Origin of the sequence: Paracoccus limosus (genome assembly GCF_009711185.1) — a bacterium.
In the GTDB taxonomy this organism is placed as follows: domain Bacteria; phylum Pseudomonadota; class Alphaproteobacteria; order Rhodobacterales; family Rhodobacteraceae; genus Paracoccus; species Paracoccus limosus.
In genome coordinates, this window is sequence record NZ_WMIF01000013.1 from 1 (window position 1) to 14,885 (window position 14,885).

At 65.2% G+C, this 14,885-nt stretch carries 14 protein-coding genes; 4 read left to right on the plus strand and 10 right to left on the minus strand.

All coding sequences use genetic code 11. The features are described 5' to 3' along the window. Window positions 1–96: 96 nt before the first annotated feature. The 3 genes from GL279_RS10495 to GL279_RS10505 form a co-directional block, all read right to left on the minus strand. Window positions 97–666 carry a hypothetical protein gene (locus tag GL279_RS10495; RefSeq protein ID WP_155064587.1) on the minus strand — a complete coding sequence of 190 codons (570 nt, stop codon included), beginning with the start codon at window positions 664–666 and terminating at the stop codon, window positions 97–99. A gap of 76 nt (window positions 667–742) precedes the next feature. Continuing rightward, window positions 743–1,195 carry an Lrp/AsnC family transcriptional regulator gene (locus GL279_RS10500; protein ID WP_343039778.1) on the minus strand — a complete coding sequence of 151 codons (453 nt, stop codon included), beginning with the start codon at window positions 1,193–1,195 and terminating at the stop codon, window positions 743–745. Then, the gene (locus GL279_RS10505) at window positions 1,192–1,647 is read right to left on the minus strand and encodes an Lrp/AsnC family transcriptional regulator (RefSeq protein WP_155064588.1); all 456 of its coding nucleotides are present in this window, start codon (window positions 1,645–1,647) and stop codon (window positions 1,192–1,194) included. The genes GL279_RS10500 and GL279_RS10505 overlap by 4 nt, the downstream gene beginning before the upstream one ends. 127 nt (window positions 1,648–1,774) lie before the next feature. Between GL279_RS10505 and ilvC the strand changes: the two genes are divergently transcribed. Beyond that, entirely contained in the window at window positions 1,775–2,797 is a 1,023-nt protein-coding gene (gene ilvC / locus GL279_RS10510; protein ID WP_155064589.1) for a ketol-acid reductoisomerase, read from the plus strand. A gap of 75 nt (window positions 2,798–2,872) precedes the next feature. Here ilvC and GL279_RS10515 read toward each other — a convergent pair whose 3' ends face one another. Next, complete coding sequence (locus GL279_RS10515) at window positions 2,873–3,259, minus strand: translation initiation factor 2 (RefSeq protein WP_155064590.1); 387 nt, start codon at window positions 3,257–3,259, stop codon at window positions 2,873–2,875. A 141-nt stretch (window positions 3,260–3,400) separates the two neighbouring features. Here GL279_RS10515 and GL279_RS10520 point away from each other — a divergent pair, with 141 nt between their 5' ends. After that, a complete protein-coding gene (locus GL279_RS10520; protein ID WP_155064591.1) occupies window positions 3,401–4,312 on the plus strand; it encodes a PfkB family carbohydrate kinase in 912 nt (303 codons plus the stop codon). Window positions 4,313–4,324: 12 nt separating this feature from the next. Then, window positions 4,325–5,242: a pseudouridine-5'-phosphate glycosidase gene (locus tag GL279_RS10525; RefSeq protein WP_155064592.1), complete on the plus strand. Its 918-nt coding sequence runs from the start codon at window positions 4,325–4,327 to the stop codon at window positions 5,240–5,242. 21 nt (window positions 5,243–5,263) lie between these two features. Here GL279_RS10525 and GL279_RS10530 read toward each other — a convergent pair whose 3' ends face one another. From GL279_RS10530 to GL279_RS10550, 5 genes are all read right to left on the minus strand, one after another. After that, a complete protein-coding gene (locus GL279_RS10530; protein ID WP_155064593.1) occupies window positions 5,264–6,313 on the minus strand; it encodes a patatin-like phospholipase family protein in 1,050 nt (349 codons plus the stop codon). 115 nt (window positions 6,314–6,428) lie between these two features. Continuing rightward, the gene (gene prfB / locus GL279_RS10535) at window positions 6,429–7,556 is read right to left on the minus strand and encodes a peptide chain release factor 2 (protein WP_155064594.1); all 1,128 of its coding nucleotides are present in this window, start codon (window positions 7,554–7,556) and stop codon (window positions 6,429–6,431) included. A 159-nt stretch (window positions 7,557–7,715) separates the two neighbouring features. After that, entirely contained in the window at window positions 7,716–10,250 is a 2,535-nt protein-coding gene (locus GL279_RS10540; RefSeq protein ID WP_155064595.1) for a penicillin-binding protein 1A, read from the minus strand. Between the two features lie 95 nt (window positions 10,251–10,345). Then, on the minus strand, window positions 10,346–11,575 hold the full coding sequence (locus GL279_RS10545; protein WP_155064596.1) for an N-acetylmuramoyl-L-alanine amidase: 1,230 nt from the start codon (window positions 11,573–11,575) through the stop codon (window positions 10,346–10,348). Continuing rightward, entirely contained in the window at window positions 11,572–12,729 is a 1,158-nt protein-coding gene (locus tag GL279_RS10550) for a pyridoxal phosphate-dependent aminotransferase (protein ID WP_155064597.1), read from the minus strand. Before GL279_RS10550 ends, GL279_RS10545 begins: the two co-directional genes overlap by 4 nt. 159 nt (window positions 12,730–12,888) lie before the next feature. Between GL279_RS10550 and GL279_RS10555 the strand changes: the two genes are divergently transcribed. Further along, window positions 12,889–13,632, plus strand: coding sequence for a DsbA family protein (locus tag GL279_RS10555; RefSeq protein WP_155064598.1), 744 nt, complete (start codon window positions 12,889–12,891; stop codon window positions 13,630–13,632). A gap of 106 nt (window positions 13,633–13,738) precedes the next feature. Here GL279_RS10555 and ispG read toward each other — a convergent pair whose 3' ends face one another. Then, window positions 13,739–14,863: a flavodoxin-dependent (E)-4-hydroxy-3-methylbut-2-enyl-diphosphate synthase gene (gene ispG, locus GL279_RS10560; protein WP_155064599.1), complete on the minus strand. Its 1,125-nt coding sequence runs from the start codon at window positions 14,861–14,863 to the stop codon at window positions 13,739–13,741. Window positions 14,864–14,885 lie beyond the last annotated feature (22 nt).

Genomic DNA, 14,885 nt, shown 5'->3' on the forward strand with positions numbered 1-14,885 from the left:
GTCCTCGAGCCGATCAGGGAAAAGAACCGTCTGCCCGCGTGCAACGCCTTCGATGAACCCCGACATGCCGATCCCCCAACGCCATGCCAAAGTCTATCACAAGACCGAGTTTTTACACAGGCTCGGCCGAAACTCGAACTTCTGGCCAAGCAGTACGCAGATACCATTCTTTGGATCGACCAGCTTAAACAAATGCCCAATCGATTCGTCGGCAAGCGCCTGATCCTCGACCATCGGGTTTGGAAAGAAAAATCCGGCTCGCTCCTCCAGCAGGAAGTGATCAAGATCCTCGTCGAAATGCTCAAAGGCATTTCGTAACTTCCGGCATTTCAGCGCTGATGTTTCATCAAGAGCGAAGGCATCTCGCAGGCGATCACCACGGGCGGCTGCAAGTTGGTCGTCCTTCTTCTTTGATTTCATTGGCCAGAAAAAGCGGGATAGCGCCCCGGCGTGGGTTAGCGCGTCCTGAATGTAAGCGAAGATTACTGAGGCCGAACGAGAAATGGCGACAGCCTCATCAAACCTCTGGAAAGCCGCCTCTGAACGCTCGGCCGCATAGAGAATTGAGTGAATGTAGAATGCTTCATAGACGGGGCATATTCCACTGTACTTCTGGGTAATAAGTGCCGCGCGTTCCTTCCGAACAGATTCGTCCGACTCTGCCATATCGATGCTCCTGAAGACTGATGGTAACGCCATATTGCCAATACCAACCCAGGCCGAAAAGCCAAACTGCCCCATCCTACAACGGCCCCGGCCGGCGTTCTTCCGACAGCATGACGTTGGCCTCGACCTGGCCCACGCCGGGCAGGGTCATGATGCGGCGGCGCAGGATGCGTTCGAAATCGGCGATGTCGCGGGCGGTGATGCGCAACCGGTAGTCGAACTGGCCCAAAACGTGCTGGACCACCTGCACCTCGGGGATGGCGGTGACGGCGCGCTCGAATTCTTCAAGGCTGGTGCGGCCCTTGGCGGCCAGGCGCACGCCCAGAAACACGGTGACGCCGAAGCCAAGCGCGGTCTGGTCGGTGACGATGCGGCGGCCCGCCAGCACGCCCGCGTCGGTCAGCCGCTTGATGCGGCGCCATGCGGCGGGCTGGGTCATGCCGAGTTCGCGCCCGACCTCGGCGGCGCTGAGCAGCGCATCGGCAGAGAGCAGGCGCAGGATGGCGAGGTCGGTGGCGTCAGGCGTCACAGCGGCAGCTCCTGCCGGTCCTTGATGGTCGAGATCAGCATGAGCGCGTCGCTGTCCGAGACATGCGGCAGGGTCAGGATGCTTTCGCGGTAGATCTGCTGCCAATGCGCCATGTCGCGGGCGATCACCGACAGCCGCAGATCGACCGAGCCGAGGAAGGTCTGGATCTCGACGACCTCGGGGACGCGGCGGGCGGCGGCGGTGAAGTCGTCAAAGGCGCGCGGATGGGTCTTGTCGAGGGTGAAGCGCAGGCTGACCTGCACCTCATAGCCCAGCTTGCGCCAGTCGATGCGGGTCTCGGTCGCGCGGATCACGCGGGTTTCGCGCAGCTTTTCCAGCCGGCGCCAGAGGCTGGCGGGCGTGACCCCTGCCCGCTCGGCCAGTTCGGCATTGCCGATGTCGGGATCGGCCAGAAGCTGGCGCAGGATGCGTTTGTCGGTGGCGTCGGGCATGATTTTTTCATTGTTTCGATAATCGCAACATTAAACTTTCGATTTATGCGGTGGAAGTGCGAAAATTGCACACATCTGCGGAAAATCCCCTGCTAGAACACGCTCAGCAAAAGTGAGGGATACTCTGATGCGTGTGTATTACGATCGCGACTGCGATGTGAACCTGATCAAGGACAAGAAGATCGCCATGCTGGGCTATGGCTCGCAAGGCCACGCCCATGCGCTGAACCTGCGCGATTCGGGTGCCAAGAACGTCGTCGTCGCGCTGCGCGAAGGCTCGGCCTCGGCCAAGAAAGCGGAAGCCGAGGGCCTGAAGGTCATGGGCATCGCCGAAGCCGCCGCCTGGGCCGACCTGATCATGTTCACCATGCCCGACGAACTGCAGGCCGAGACCTACAAGAAATACGTGCATGACAATATCCGCGAAGGCGCGGCGATTGCCTTTGCCCACGGTCTGAACATCCACTTTGGCCTGATCGAGCCGAAGCCCGGCGTCGACATCATCATGATGGCGCCCAAGGGCCCCGGCCACACTGTGCGCGGCGAATACACCAAAGGCGGTGGCGTGCCCTGCCTGTTCGCGGTCCACAATGACGCGACCGGCCGCGCGCAAGACATCGCGCTGAGCTATTGCTCGGCCATCGGTGGCGGTCGTTCGGGCATCATCGAGACCAACTTCCGTCAGGAATGCGAAACCGACCTGTTCGGCGAGCAAGCCGTTCTGTGCGGCGGTCTGGTCGAGCTGATCCGCATGGGCTTTGAAACTCTGGTCGAGGCTGGCTACGAGCCGGAAATGGCCTATTTCGAATGCCTGCACGAAGTGAAGCTGATCGTCGACCTGATCTATGAAGGCGGCATCGCCAACATGAACTACTCGATCTCGAACACCGCCGAATATGGCGAGTATGTCTCGGGCCCGCGCGTTCTGCCCTACGACGAAACCAAGGCCCGCATGAAAGCCGTGCTGACCGACATCCAGAACGGCAAGTTCGTGCGTGACTTCATGCAGGAAAACGCCGTCGGCCAGCCCTTCTTCAAGGCGACCCGCCGCATCAACGACGAGCATCAGATCGAGAAAGTCGGCGAGAAGCTGCGCGCGATGATGCCGTGGATCTCGAAAGGCAAGATGGTCGACAAAGAGCGCAACTGATCGCGCGCGACCTGAACGATCGAAGGCCCCGCCAGCGCGGGGCCTTTTTCATGGGCCGAGTTTCATGCGGGGCGATCAGCGCCCCTTGCATTCGAGCGTGACCGAGACCGGGTTCGGCACCAGTTCCTGCGTGGCGCCGGTGCCTGCATCGACGCCCGCGCCAATGATGCCGCCGAACACGATATTGCCCGCCATCGCCGCACCGCCGCTGCCGGCGACCCGGTTGGTGACGCGGACCTGTTGCGGCTTGCAGCCGGGTTTCTGGATCAGCACGTTCAGTTCGGATTTGCGGGGCAGTTTGAAGGTGCAGGGCGTGCCGGTGCAGCTTTCGCCATTGCTCAACTTGACCTCGGCGCCGCCCGGCGTCGAATTCACCACCAGCACGTCATTGGTGCCGCGCGTGATCGTGGCGCAACCGGCGACGGAAAGTGCGCCCATCAGCATAATCAATTGGAGTTTCATGGGTTCCTCATCAAATACACCCGCTGAGGATAGGTCCGATCCAAACCAGAACAAAGCGCCAACTAGGACAAAGTTTATCGGCCCCTTGCCCTTTTCGGCGATATGCCGCAACTTGCCGGCCTGAATTCCGATCGAGCCCGCATGCCCTCCCAGCCTCATCTGCCCCGGATCCTTTGCGTCGGTGCGATGCTGTGGGACATTATCGGCCATGCCGCGCGCGCGGTCTCGCCGGGCGAGGATCTGGCGGGCCGCATCGTGCAACGTCCTGGCGGTGTTGCGCTGAACGTGGCGCTGGCCTTGGCGCGGCAGGGGTTGCAGCCGGCCATTCTGGCCGCAGTCGGGCGTGATGCGCCGGGCGAGGCGCTGCTGGCCGAAGCGGCGCGGCTGGGCGTGCGCACCGAATGGATCTGGCGCGACTCGGGGCGGGCCACCGATACCTATATGGCCATCGAGACGCCCGAGGGGCTGCTGGCCGCCATCGCCGATGCGCAGGGGCTGGAGGCGGCGGGCGCGGCCGTGGTCGCGCCGCTGCGCGATGGCCGGCTGGGCAGCGCCGCGCGGCCTTGGGTCGGCACGCTGATCGCCGACGGCAATCTGACGCCCGCGGTCTTTGCCGAGCTGGCGGCGGACCCCTGTCTGGCCGGGGCACAATTGCGGCTGGTGCCGGCAAGCCCGACCAAGGCGCAGAGCCTGCAGCCGCTGCTGCGCCATCCGCAGGCGATCTTTCACCTGAACCGGCTGGAGGCCGAGGCGCTGGCCGGTCGTCCGCTGGCCGATGCGGCCGAGGCGGCGGGCGCCTTGTTGCACATGGGCGTGCATCGCGCGCTGGTGACCGATGGGCCGCGTGCTGTGGCCGATGGCCTGGCCGGGGCGTCGCTGCTGTTGCGCGCGCCGCCGCCGGTGGTGGCGCGTCGCGTCACCGGTGCGGGCGATGCCTTTCTGGCCGGTCATGTCATGGCGGAACTGGCCGGTCACGACCGTGCCGCGGCGCTGGACGCCGCCTTGAATGCCGCCGCGGCCCATGTGGCCGAGGCTCCTGCAGAAGCGATCTGAGAAGGAAACACGATGACCCTGCCCCTGCTGATCACCCCCGAGGTCGAGGCCGCGCTGGCCGCCGGCCGCCCCGTCGTGGCGCTGGAATCGACCATCATCACCCATGGCATGCCTTATCCGCAAAACCTCGAGATGGCGCGGACCGTCGAGGACACGATCCGCGAGGCCGGCGCCGTGCCTGCGACCATCGCGGTGATGGGCGGGCAGATCCGCATCGGGCTGGACGCGGCCGCGCTGGAGGCCTTGGCGCAGACGCCGGGCGATCAGGTGATGAAGCTGTCGCGCGCCGATCTGGCCGCCTGCATCGCGCTGGGGCGTACCGGGGCGACCACGGTGGCCGCGACCATGATCTGCGCGGCGCTCGCCGGCATCCGGGTCTTTGCAACCGGCGGCATCGGCGGCGTGCATCGCGGCGCCGAGACCAGCTTTGACATCTCGGCCGACCTGCAGGAACTGGGGCAAAGCCCGGTCACGGTGGTCTCGGCCGGGGCCAAGGCGATCCTTGATCTGCCCAAAACGCTGGAAGTGCTGGAGACGCTGGGCGTGCCGGTGATTTCCTTTGGTCAGGACCAGCTGCCGGCCTTTTGGTCGCGCGAGTCGGGGCTGGCCGCGCCGCTGCGCATGGACGATCCCGCCGAGATCGCGGCCGCCGCCGAGATGCGCGCCCGGCTGGGCCTGAAGGGCGGGCAACTGGTGGTGAACGCGATCCCCGAGGCCGACGAGATCCCGCGCGCGCGCATGATCCCGGTGGTCGAGCAGGCGCTGGCCGAAGCCGCCGAACAGGGCATTGCCGCCAAGGCGGTCACGCCCTTCCTGCTGAGCCGCATTTTTGAGCTGACCGAGGGGCAGTCGCTGAAGGCCAATATCGCGCTGGTGCTGAACAATGCGCGGCTGGCAGCGCGGATCGCGGCGGCGCTGAGCGCGGGCTGATCCGCAACCTCTGGCGGCGCTTTACGAAAACAGCGCCGCCAGATCGATCGAGTCGCGCTCGCCAAGGTTCTTGGCGTGATATTGCAGGAACCGCTCGGCCGCGGCATAGCCGGCATTACGCAGCACCGGCAGGAGCCCGGGCTCGGGCACCAGCTTGGTGCCGGCGGTCAGCTTGTTCATCAGGAAATCGTCCATGACCATATGGATCAGCGGGTTCTTCATCTCGCGCCCGGTCAGGCGGCCCTCGCCATGCAGTTTCTTGACGAAGTTGATGGCGCGCAGCTCGCTGAGGAGGGCTGCGTTAAAGCTGACCTCGTTGATGCGATCCTGAATTTCGACCGGGGATTTCGGCAGCACGTCGCGCAGCATCGGGTTAATGTTGACGATGACGATGTCGCGCGGCAGGTCGCGGGCATAAAGCGGGAACAGTGCCGGATTGCCGGAATAGCCGCCGTCCCAATAGGCCTCGCGCCGGCCGGTGCGCGGGTCGTCGATTTCCACCGCGCGAAAGATCGACGGCAGGCAGGCCGAGGCGAGCACCGCGTCCACCGTGACCTCGGCCCCCTCGAAGACGCGGATGCGGCCGGTGCGGACATTGGTGGCGCTGACGAAGAACTGCGGGCCGCTGGGCAGACCCAGTGCCGGATGCGGCATCTCGCGCAGGATGGCGGCCAGCGGATTGCTGTAGAAGGGGCCGGAATCATAGGGGCTGAAGATGCGGGTCAGCCCCTCCATCCAGGCGATGGGCGAAAACAGCTCGGTCAGGCGCTGCCAGCCGCGCGGGGTGGGAAACATCGAATGCAGCCAGCGCACCACGGTATTGTCGCTGATCTGGCTGACCTGCGACCAGATGTAATCAAGGTTCTGGATCGCCGCATCGCGGCCGCGCTGGCCCTTGGCGCTGCTGAGGCCTGCGGCCAGCGCCGCGCCGTTCAGCGCCCCGGCCGACGCGCCGCTGATGGCCGCGATCTCGATGCTGTCCTCGCGCAGCAGGCGCGTGATGGCGCCCCAGGAAAAAGCGCCATGGGCGCCGCCGCCCTGCAGGGCGAGATTGATCTTTCTGACCGACATGCGTCACCTCGCTTTGCGGTTGCAGCATAACTTGCTGCGGCGCAGCGCGAAAGTCTGACGTTTGCTGGCGCCAGCATTTTCCCGTGACAGTGGCGCGATCAGGCGCGGGCCGGGATCAGTCCTCGGCCTGTGCCTCGGCGCGGGATTTACCGGCGACATCAAGGGCCAGCGTGGCAGCCATGAAGGCGTCGAGATCGCCGTCGAGCACGCCCTGCGTGTCCGAGGTTTCATGCGAGGTGCGCAGATCCTTGACCATCTGATAGGGGTGCAGGACGTAGGAGCGGATCTGGTTGCCCCAGCCGGCGTCGCCCTTGGCCTCGTGCTGGGCGTTGATCGCGGCGTTACGCTTGTCGAGTTCCAGCTGGTAAAGCCGCGCCTTCAGCGCCGCCATGGCGTTCGCGCGGTTCTGGTGCTGCGATTTTTCCGAGCTGGTCACCACGATATTCGTCGGCAAGTGGGTGATCCGCACCGCCGAGTCGGTGGTATTGACGTGCTGGCCGCCCGCACCCGACGAGCGATAGGTGTCGATGCGGATATCCTTGTCGGGGATGTCGATCTCGATATTGTCGTCGACCACCGGATAGACCCAGACCGAGCTGAAGGACGTGTGCCGCCGCGCCGCCGAATCGTAGGGCGAGATGCGGACCAGACGATGCACGCCCGATTCCGATTTCAGCCAGCCATAGGCGTTCGGGCCCGAGATCTTGTAGGCGGCCGAGCGGATGCCCGCCTCGTCGCCGCCGGTCTCGGAGAGCAGTTCGACGTTATAGCCCTTTTTCTCGGCCCAGCGGACATACATGCGGGAGAGCATCGAGGCCCAGTCGCAGCTTTCGGTGCCGCCGGCGCCGGCATTCACCTCGAGGAAGGTGTCGTTGCCGTCGGCCTCGCCGTTCAGAAGTGCCTCGAGTTCCTTCTGCGCGGAGAGCTCGGCCAGTGCCTTCAGCGAGGCTTCGGCATCGGCGACGATCTCGGCGTCGCCCTCGGCCTCGCCAAGTTCGATCAGATCGGCGTTGTCCTGCAATTCCTTTTCGATGCGGCGATAGGTTTCCACGGCATCCGACAGCATCTGCCGGTCACGCATCAGCTTTTGCGCGCGGGCCGGGTCGGACCAGATATCGCCGGCCTCGATCATCGCGTTCAGCTCTTCGAGCCGGTGCGGGGCGGTTTCCCAATCCATGCGCTGCGCCAGAAGCTTCAGCGATTTGCGGATCGCTTCGATGGTGGCAAGGGTTTCGGCGCGCATGGTTCGGTCTCTTTCGCAGGGGCGGGCAGTTAACCGCAGACAGATAGCCTGCGCGGGCGCTGCGGGCAAGGGAGGCGCGCAAAGGCCGGGCGTGGCGCCGGCTGCGTGCGTGGTGTTTTGGGTATTTGGAAAACGGTGAATGGCCGGGCGGACGGGCGGTCAGTAGAGACCGCCCGAGGAGAGCGTGCCGAAATCGGCCTTTTTCGGGATGACCTTTTTCTTGCCGGTCGAGGTCGTCACCGCCTGCCCGCCGTCGCGCGCGGAGGTGTAGAGCGGCAGCGTCGCCGGATCGGCGCGGCCAAAGCCGCCATCGACCATGCCGATGCCGCTGAGATCCTGACCGTCGCGGAAATATTCGGCGATGACATTGTCGCCCTTGGCATCCGGGCCGAGGATGGCGCCGGTGAAGCGGTCGACGTTCACGAAATGCCCGCCCGGCGGCACCTTGAAGGCCGAGCCGCCATATTCCTTGATCGCCTGACGCATGAATTCCTGAAACACCGGAACGCAAAGTGTGCCGCCATAGGCATTGTCGCCCAGGCTGCGCGGCGTGTCATAGCCCAGATAGCAGCCGGCGACGATGTTCGAGGTAAAGCCGATGAACCACACGTCCTTGGCGTCATTGGTGGTCCCGGTCTTGCCCGCCACCGGCACCGGCAGCTTGACGCCGCGACCCGAGCCGCGCTTGACCACGCCCTCCATCATCGAGGTGACCTGATAGGCGGTGATCGCATCCAGCACCCGTTCGCGCGTGGTGCGCAGTTCGGGGGCGGCGCCGGCGGGCAGCGTCGGCTGATTGCAGGTCACGCATTGCTGCTGGTCGTGGCGATAGATGGTGCGGCCGCGCCGGTCCTGCACGCGGTCGACCAGCGTGGGTTCGACCCGCTCGCCGCCATTGGCAAACATCGCATAGGCCGCGACCATCTTGAAGAGCGTGGTTTCCTGCGAGCCGAGCGCATTGGCGAGGAACTGGCTGAAATGGTCATAGACGCCGAATTTCTCGGCATATTTCGCCACGGTATCCATGCCGATGTCTTGCGCGATGCGGATGGTCATCAGGTTGCGCGACTGCTCGATCCCGATGCGCATCGGCGTCGGGCCGTAATATTTCCCGGTCGAGTTCTTGGGCGTCCAGAGGCCCTGCGGCGTGTTCACGGTGATCGGCTCATCCACCACGATGGTCGCGGGGTTGAAGCCCGAATCCAGTGCGGCGGCATAGACGAAGGGCTTGAAGCTGGAGCCCGGCTGGCGCTGCGCCTGCGTCGCGCGGTTGAAGACCGAGCTTTGATAGCTGAAGCCGCCCTGCATCGCCATGACGCGGCCGGTGTTCACGTCCATGGCCATGAAGCCGCCCTCGATCTCGGGCACCTGACGCAGGGTCCAGCGGATCAGCGCGCCGGTCTTGTCATCGGTCATCTGGCGCACCAGCACCACATCGCCCAGATCCAGGAGGTCAGAGGCCACCTTGGCCTTAGGGCCGAGCTTGCCGTCCGAAAGCCGTTTGCGCGCCCATTGCACGTCCTTGGCCGGAATGTCGGCGGTGCCCTGCTGGCCCTCGATGCCGATGGTGGCATCCGTGGCGCCAAGCGCCAGCACGACGGCGGGAGACCAGCCCTCGATGTCGCGCGGCACCTGGGCTGCGGCAAGGGCTGTGCGCCAGTCCTGTTCGCTGGCCAGCTTGTCTTCGGGGATGCGGATGCGGGTGCCGCGCCAGACGCCGCGACCGCGGTCATATTGCTCCAGCGCCTGTTGCAGGGCATGGGCCGCGACGCGCTGCAGGTCGGGTTCGACCGTGGCGCGGATCTGCAAGCCGCCGGTGAAGAATTCATCCTGACCGAACTGCGCCGAAAGCTGGCGCCGGATCTCGTCGGTGAAATAGTCGCGCGGCGGCATGGTGCTGCGCCAGGACGGGAAATCGCCGTTCTGCACGGTGCGCAGCGGCAGCGCCGACTCGAATTTATAGGTCGCCTCGTCGATATAGCCGTTCTGCCACATCTCGCGCAGGACGTAGTTGCGCCGTTCGGTGATGCGCTCCTTGTCGCGCACCATGCTGCGCGAGGGGGCCTGCGGCATGGCGGCCAGCGTCGCCGCCTCATGTGGGGTCAGATCGGTCAGCGACTTGTTGAAATAGGTCTGCGCCGCCGCCGCCACGCCCGAGCTGTTCTGGCCCAGAAAGATCTCGTTCAGGTAAAGCTCAAGGATCTGGTCCTTGCTCAGCGACTGTTCCAGCCGGGTGGCGAGGATCAGTTCCTTGACCTTGCGCTGGATGCTGCGGTCGCTGGACAGCAGGAAGTTCTTCATCACCTGCTGGGTGATGGTCGAGGCGCCACGCACGTTCTGGCCACGCGTCTGCACCGCCTGCACCATCGCCCCGATCATGCCGCGCGGGTCGAAGCCGTGGTGGTGATAGAAGTTCTTGTCCTCGGCGCTGATGAAGGCCTCTTTCACCAGCTGCGGGATCTCGTCGATGGGCACGAAGATCCGGCGCTCCTCGGCGAATTCGTCGATCAGCTTGCCCTCGCCGGAATAGATCCGGCTGATGGTTTTGGGCGAATACTGCGCCAGCTGCTCATGGCTGGGCAGGTCGCGCGAATACATCCAGAAGACCGCTCCCAGAACCAGGGCGATGAAAACGGCGCCGGTGACGATCCAGGAAAAGATCGCACCGAAAAACGAAAGGATAAATCGGAACAACTGCGGGCCTCTGGGGGTAAGCTTTGGACTCTATAGTCGGCGACCGGGCCAAGGTCAAAACACAACCTGCCTGTGGCGGAGATCCGGTCGCGGCGTCAATGCCGCGCGAGGCCGGCGCGGATGGCGTCATCCTGCGCCCATGCGCCGATTGCGCGGGTCAGGGCCTGGGCGGTGGCGGCGCGCCACGCCGGGTCAAAGAGGTTGTGGCGGTCGCCGGGATCGGTCAGGAAGCCTAGCTCGACCAGCACCGAGGGAATGTCGGGCGATTTCAGCACCGAAAAGCTGGCGCCGCGAATGGGCGTGCGGTGCATGCCGATGCCCGACTTGTTCAGTTCGGAGACGGCGAATTTCGCGAAAGCCTCGGATCGGGGATGGGTTTCCAGCCGCGCCAGATCCATCAGCGCGCCCGCCACCTCGTCATCGGCGCCGGCAAGGTCGACGCCCGACAGAAGGTCGGCGCGGTCGTGGCGCATGGCCAGTTCGCGGCTGGCGCGGTCGTCGGCCTCCTGGTTCCAGGTATAGATCGACAGGCCCGCCGCCTCGCCCGCCGGCAGCGCATCGGCATGCAGCGCGATGAACAGATCGGCCTGTCCGGCGCGGGCGATGGTCATGCGCCGTTCCAGCGGCACGAAACTGTCGTCGGTGCGGGTGGGCACCACCTCGAAGCCGGCGCGGGTCAGCATGTCGGAAAGTTCGCGGGCAAAGCCCAGCATCACCGCCGCCTCGCTGATGGCGCCGACCTGCGCGCCCGGGTCATGGCCGCCGTGGCCGGGGTCGATGGCCACGCGCAGGCTGCGCCCGGTGTGGCGATGCGGTTGCGGCGGCGGCAGGGCGGCCGGCTGCGGCAGATCCCAGAGTGCCGAAAGCGCATTGCCACGGGTGACGAAATCCTTGGCCTCGACCGGGGCGATCGCAAGGTTCAGCCGCGCGCCCGCCCCTGCTGCGCCCTGCGTCTGGACGGCGCTGCGCAGCGCATAGGGGCCGGGCAATTCCACCACCATGCGCGACCAGCCGGGGCGAAAACGGCCCCAGCGGATCGCGGGTACGAGGTCGCGGCCGGGAATGGCATCAGGGGTGATGCGGGAAAAATCCAGCTCGCGGAAATCCACCACCAGCCGGGGCGGGCTGTCGAGGAAATAGACCCGGTAAGGCACCGGCTGGCTGAGCGCGAGTTGCAGATTCAGCGGGCGCGGCTTGCCCCGGTCGCGGCCTTCGGCGGTGATTGCCGATTGCGCCGGATCAAGCTGCGCCAGAGCCGATTTCGCGGGCTCCTGCGCCAGCGCCGGCAGCGCCAGCAGCATCAGGACGGCGATCAGCCGCCTCATCGCGCCGCCCGTGCTGCGGTCCGCCCGGCCATGAAGCGTTCCAGCCGGTCCAGCCCTTCGGCAATCTCGGCGGACGAGCGGGCATAGCTGAAGCGCAGCGTGCGCGCGCCACGCCGCGGGTCGAAATCGAGGCCGGGGGTGATGGCGACACCCGCCTCTTCAAGCACTTGCGCGCAAAAGCTGAGACTGTCGTCGGTCAGTTCGGAGACATCGGCATAAATGTAGAAGGCACCTTCGGGGGGCGCGATGCGGTCGAACCCCATTGCGGGCAGGCGTTCCAGCATCATACGACGATTTTCGGCGTAAACGGAAAGGTTTGCCTCGGCTTCCTCGATGCAGTCGAGCGCGGCGAGGGCCGCGACCTGACTGGCATGGGGCGGGCAGATGAACATGTTCTGCGCGATGCGTTCGACGGTGCGGATCATCGTCTCGGGGACGACCATCCAACCGATGCGCCAGCCGGTCATGCTGAAATATTTGGAAAAGCTGTTGATGACGACGACCTCGTCGGTGACCTCCAGCGCGGAGTGGAAACCGGCGCCATAGTCGAGCCCGTGATAGATCTCGTCCGAGACGATGCTGATGTTCAGTTCGGCTGCGCGCGAGGTCAGCGCCGCCAGCTCGTCGCGGCGCAGCACCGTGCCCGAGGGATTGCCGGGCGAGGCAAGGATCAGCCCCTGCACATCGGCCGGCAGATCCTGCGGCTGCGGTTGATAGCGGCTTTCGGCGCGGGTCTGGATGCCCACGGGTTCGAGCGACATGGCGCGCAGGATCTGGCGATAGCTGGGATAGCCCGGCTCGCCCAGAGCCACGCGGTCGCCGGCATCGAAAAGCGCGGCAAAGGCAAGGATGAAGGCCCCCGACGAGCCCGGCGTCACGATGACGCGGGCCGGGTCCAGATCCAGCCCATACCAGCGCTTGTAAAGCCCGGCGATGCCCCGGCGCAATTCGGGCAGACCCAGCGCGACCGTATAGCCCAGTGGCTGGTCCAGCGCCTGCGCCAATGCGGCGCGCGCCGCAGCGGGGGCCGGGGTCGAGGGTTGGCCGACCTCCATATGGATGATGTGGCGCCCGGCGGCCTCGGCCTTGCGGGCGGCTTCCATCACGTCCATGACGATGAAGGGGTCCACCTGGCCCCGGTGCGACTGTCTCATCTTTGCCTCGATGGTTTTCGTCCGGGTATCACAACTTGCCGGCTTGCGGTCAAGCGCCGGCGGTCAAGCCCGCGTGAAGCACCGCCGCCGCCGGGTGCTGGCGGCTTGCAACCGCCGGTCGGGCGCGCCAAGCTTTGCGCGACACGGAAAGGACACCCGATGAAAGCCCTGTTGACCGCCGCGCTGCTGGCCGCGACCGCCCTGCCCGCCGCAGCCTTCGATCCCGCCAAGATGAACGATGTCGAAAAGGCCGCCTTTGGCGATGCCGTGCGCGAATATCTGATGGCCAACCCCTCGGTTCTGGTCGAGGCGATCAACGTGCTGGAAGAGCGCCGGGTTGCCGACGAATCCAAAAATGACAAGCTGTTGGTGGAAAACAACAAGGCCGAGATTCTTGACGACGGCCATAGCTGGGTCGGCGGCAATCCCAATGGCGATGTCACGCTGGTCGAGTTCTTTGACTATCGCTGCGGTTACTGCAAACAGGTCAATCCGCAGCTGGAACAGCTGATGCAGTCGGATGGCAATGTGAAGGTCATCCTGAAGGAATTCCCGATCCTGACTGCCGAGAGCGAGCTGGCGGCGAAATTCGCGGTGGCGGTGCAGCAGGTCTCGGGGGCGGATGCCTACAAGAAGGTGCATGACGCGCTGATGGCCAATCGCGGTCCGGTCAATCTGGAGACCTTGGGCAAGCTCGCCGACGATCAGGGACTGGACCGCAAGGCGGTGCTGGACCGGATGAACGGCGAAGAGGTCATGGCGGTGCTGCGCGCCAACAAGCAACTGGCCGAGAAGATGAGCATCATGGGCACGCCCACCTTTATCATCAATGGCGAGATGATTCGCGGCGTGCCGGGGGCCGGGCTGGAAAGCGCCGTGCAGGGCGTGCGCAACGAGGGCTGAGCCCGATCCCCCGCGCCCGGCTGGTGGCGCGGTTGCGGATGGGTATTTGGAAAATGGTGAAGGCGGGGGCGCTGTGCTGCGGCCCCGCCTTTGTTTTGATATGCGCCTATTCGGCGGCCTGCGCCTCGGCCGCCTCGATGGCGGCGGCGCGTTCCTCGACCAGCGAGACGATGTGATCGACCATCTGGTCGTTCGACATCTTGTGATCGTGCTTGCCGGCCAGATAGACCATGCCCGAGCCGGCACCGCCGCCGGTGAAGCCGATGTCGGTCATCAGCGCCTCGCCGGGGCCGTTGACGACGCAGCCGATGATCGACAGGCTGATCGGGGTCTTGATGTGTTCGAGGCGTTTTTCCAGCGTTTCCACGGTCTTGATCACGTCGAAGCCCTGACGCGCGCAGCTGGGGCAGGAAATGATCTGCACGCCGCGGGTGCGCAGGCCGAGCGATTTCAGGATCTCGAAGCCGACCTTGACCTCTTCGACCGGATCGGCGGAGAGGCTGACGCGGATCGTGTCGCCGATGCCCGACCACAGCAGATTGCCAAGGCCGATGGCGGATTTGACCGTGCCGCCGACGAAACCGCCGGCCTCGGTGATGCCGAGGTGAATCGGGGCGTCGGTCGCCTCGGCCAGCTGCTGATAGGCGGCGGCGGCGAGGAACACGTCGCTGGCCTTCACGCTGATCTTGAATTCGTGGAAGTCGTTGTCCTGCAGGATCTTGATGTGATCGAGGCCGGATTCCACCATCGCATCCGGGCAGGGCTCGCCGTATTTTTCCAGCAGATGCTTTTCGAGGCTGCCGGCATTGACGCCGATGCGGATCGAGCAGCCGTGGTCGCGGGCGGCGTTGATCACCTCGCGGACGCGCGTCGCGTCGCCGATATTGCCGGGGTTGATGCGCAGGCAGGCGGCACCGGCCTCGGCGGCCTCGATGGCGCGTTTGTAGTGGAAATGGATGTCCGCGACGATCGGCACCGGGCTTTCGCGGCAGATCTCGCGCAGGGCGCGGGTCGAGGATTCGTCCGGGGTCGAGACGCGGACGATATCAGCGCCGACATCGGCCGAGCGGATGATCTGATCCAGCGTCGCGCGCACGTCGCTGGTGTCGGTATTGGTCATGGTCTGCACGCTGATCGGCGCGTCGCCGCCGACCGGGACCTTGCCGACCATGATCTGGCGCGACTTGCGGCGGTCGATATTGCGCCAAGGGCGGATCGGGTTATGCGACATGATCGGGGGCCTTTGCAGCGAA

Coding starts and splice junctions, on each gene's coding strand:
- ispG (WP_155064599.1), bottom strand. CDS start 14,863: ATGTCGCATAACCCGATCCGCCCTTGGCGCAATATCGACCGCCGCAAG.
- GL279_RS10550 (WP_155064597.1), bottom strand. CDS start 12,729: ATGAGACAGTCGCACCGGGGCCAGGTGGACCCCTTCATCGTCATGGAC.
- prfB (WP_155064594.1), bottom strand. CDS start 7,556: ATGCGCGCCGAAACCCTTGCCACCATCGAAGCGATCCGCAAATCGCTG.
- GL279_RS10515 (WP_155064590.1), bottom strand. CDS start 3,259: ATGAAACTCCAATTGATTATGCTGATGGGCGCACTTTCCGTCGCCGGT.
- GL279_RS10525 (WP_155064592.1), top strand. CDS start 4,325: ATGACCCTGCCCCTGCTGATCACCCCCGAGGTCGAGGCCGCGCTGGCC.
- GL279_RS10530 (WP_155064593.1), bottom strand. CDS start 6,313: ATGTCGGTCAGAAAGATCAATCTCGCCCTGCAGGGCGGCGGCGCCCAT.
- GL279_RS10555 (WP_155064598.1), top strand. CDS start 12,889: ATGAAAGCCCTGTTGACCGCCGCGCTGCTGGCCGCGACCGCCCTGCCC.
- GL279_RS10520 (WP_155064591.1), top strand. CDS start 3,401: ATGCCCTCCCAGCCTCATCTGCCCCGGATCCTTTGCGTCGGTGCGATG.
- GL279_RS10495 (WP_155064587.1), bottom strand. CDS start 666: ATGGCAGAGTCGGACGAATCTGTTCGGAAGGAACGCGCGGCACTTATT.
- GL279_RS10505 (WP_155064588.1), bottom strand. CDS start 1,647: ATGCCCGACGCCACCGACAAACGCATCCTGCGCCAGCTTCTGGCCGAT.
- ilvC (WP_155064589.1), top strand. CDS start 1,775: ATGCGTGTGTATTACGATCGCGACTGCGATGTGAACCTGATCAAGGAC.
- GL279_RS10545 (WP_155064596.1), bottom strand. CDS start 11,575: ATGAGGCGGCTGATCGCCGTCCTGATGCTGCTGGCGCTGCCGGCGCTG.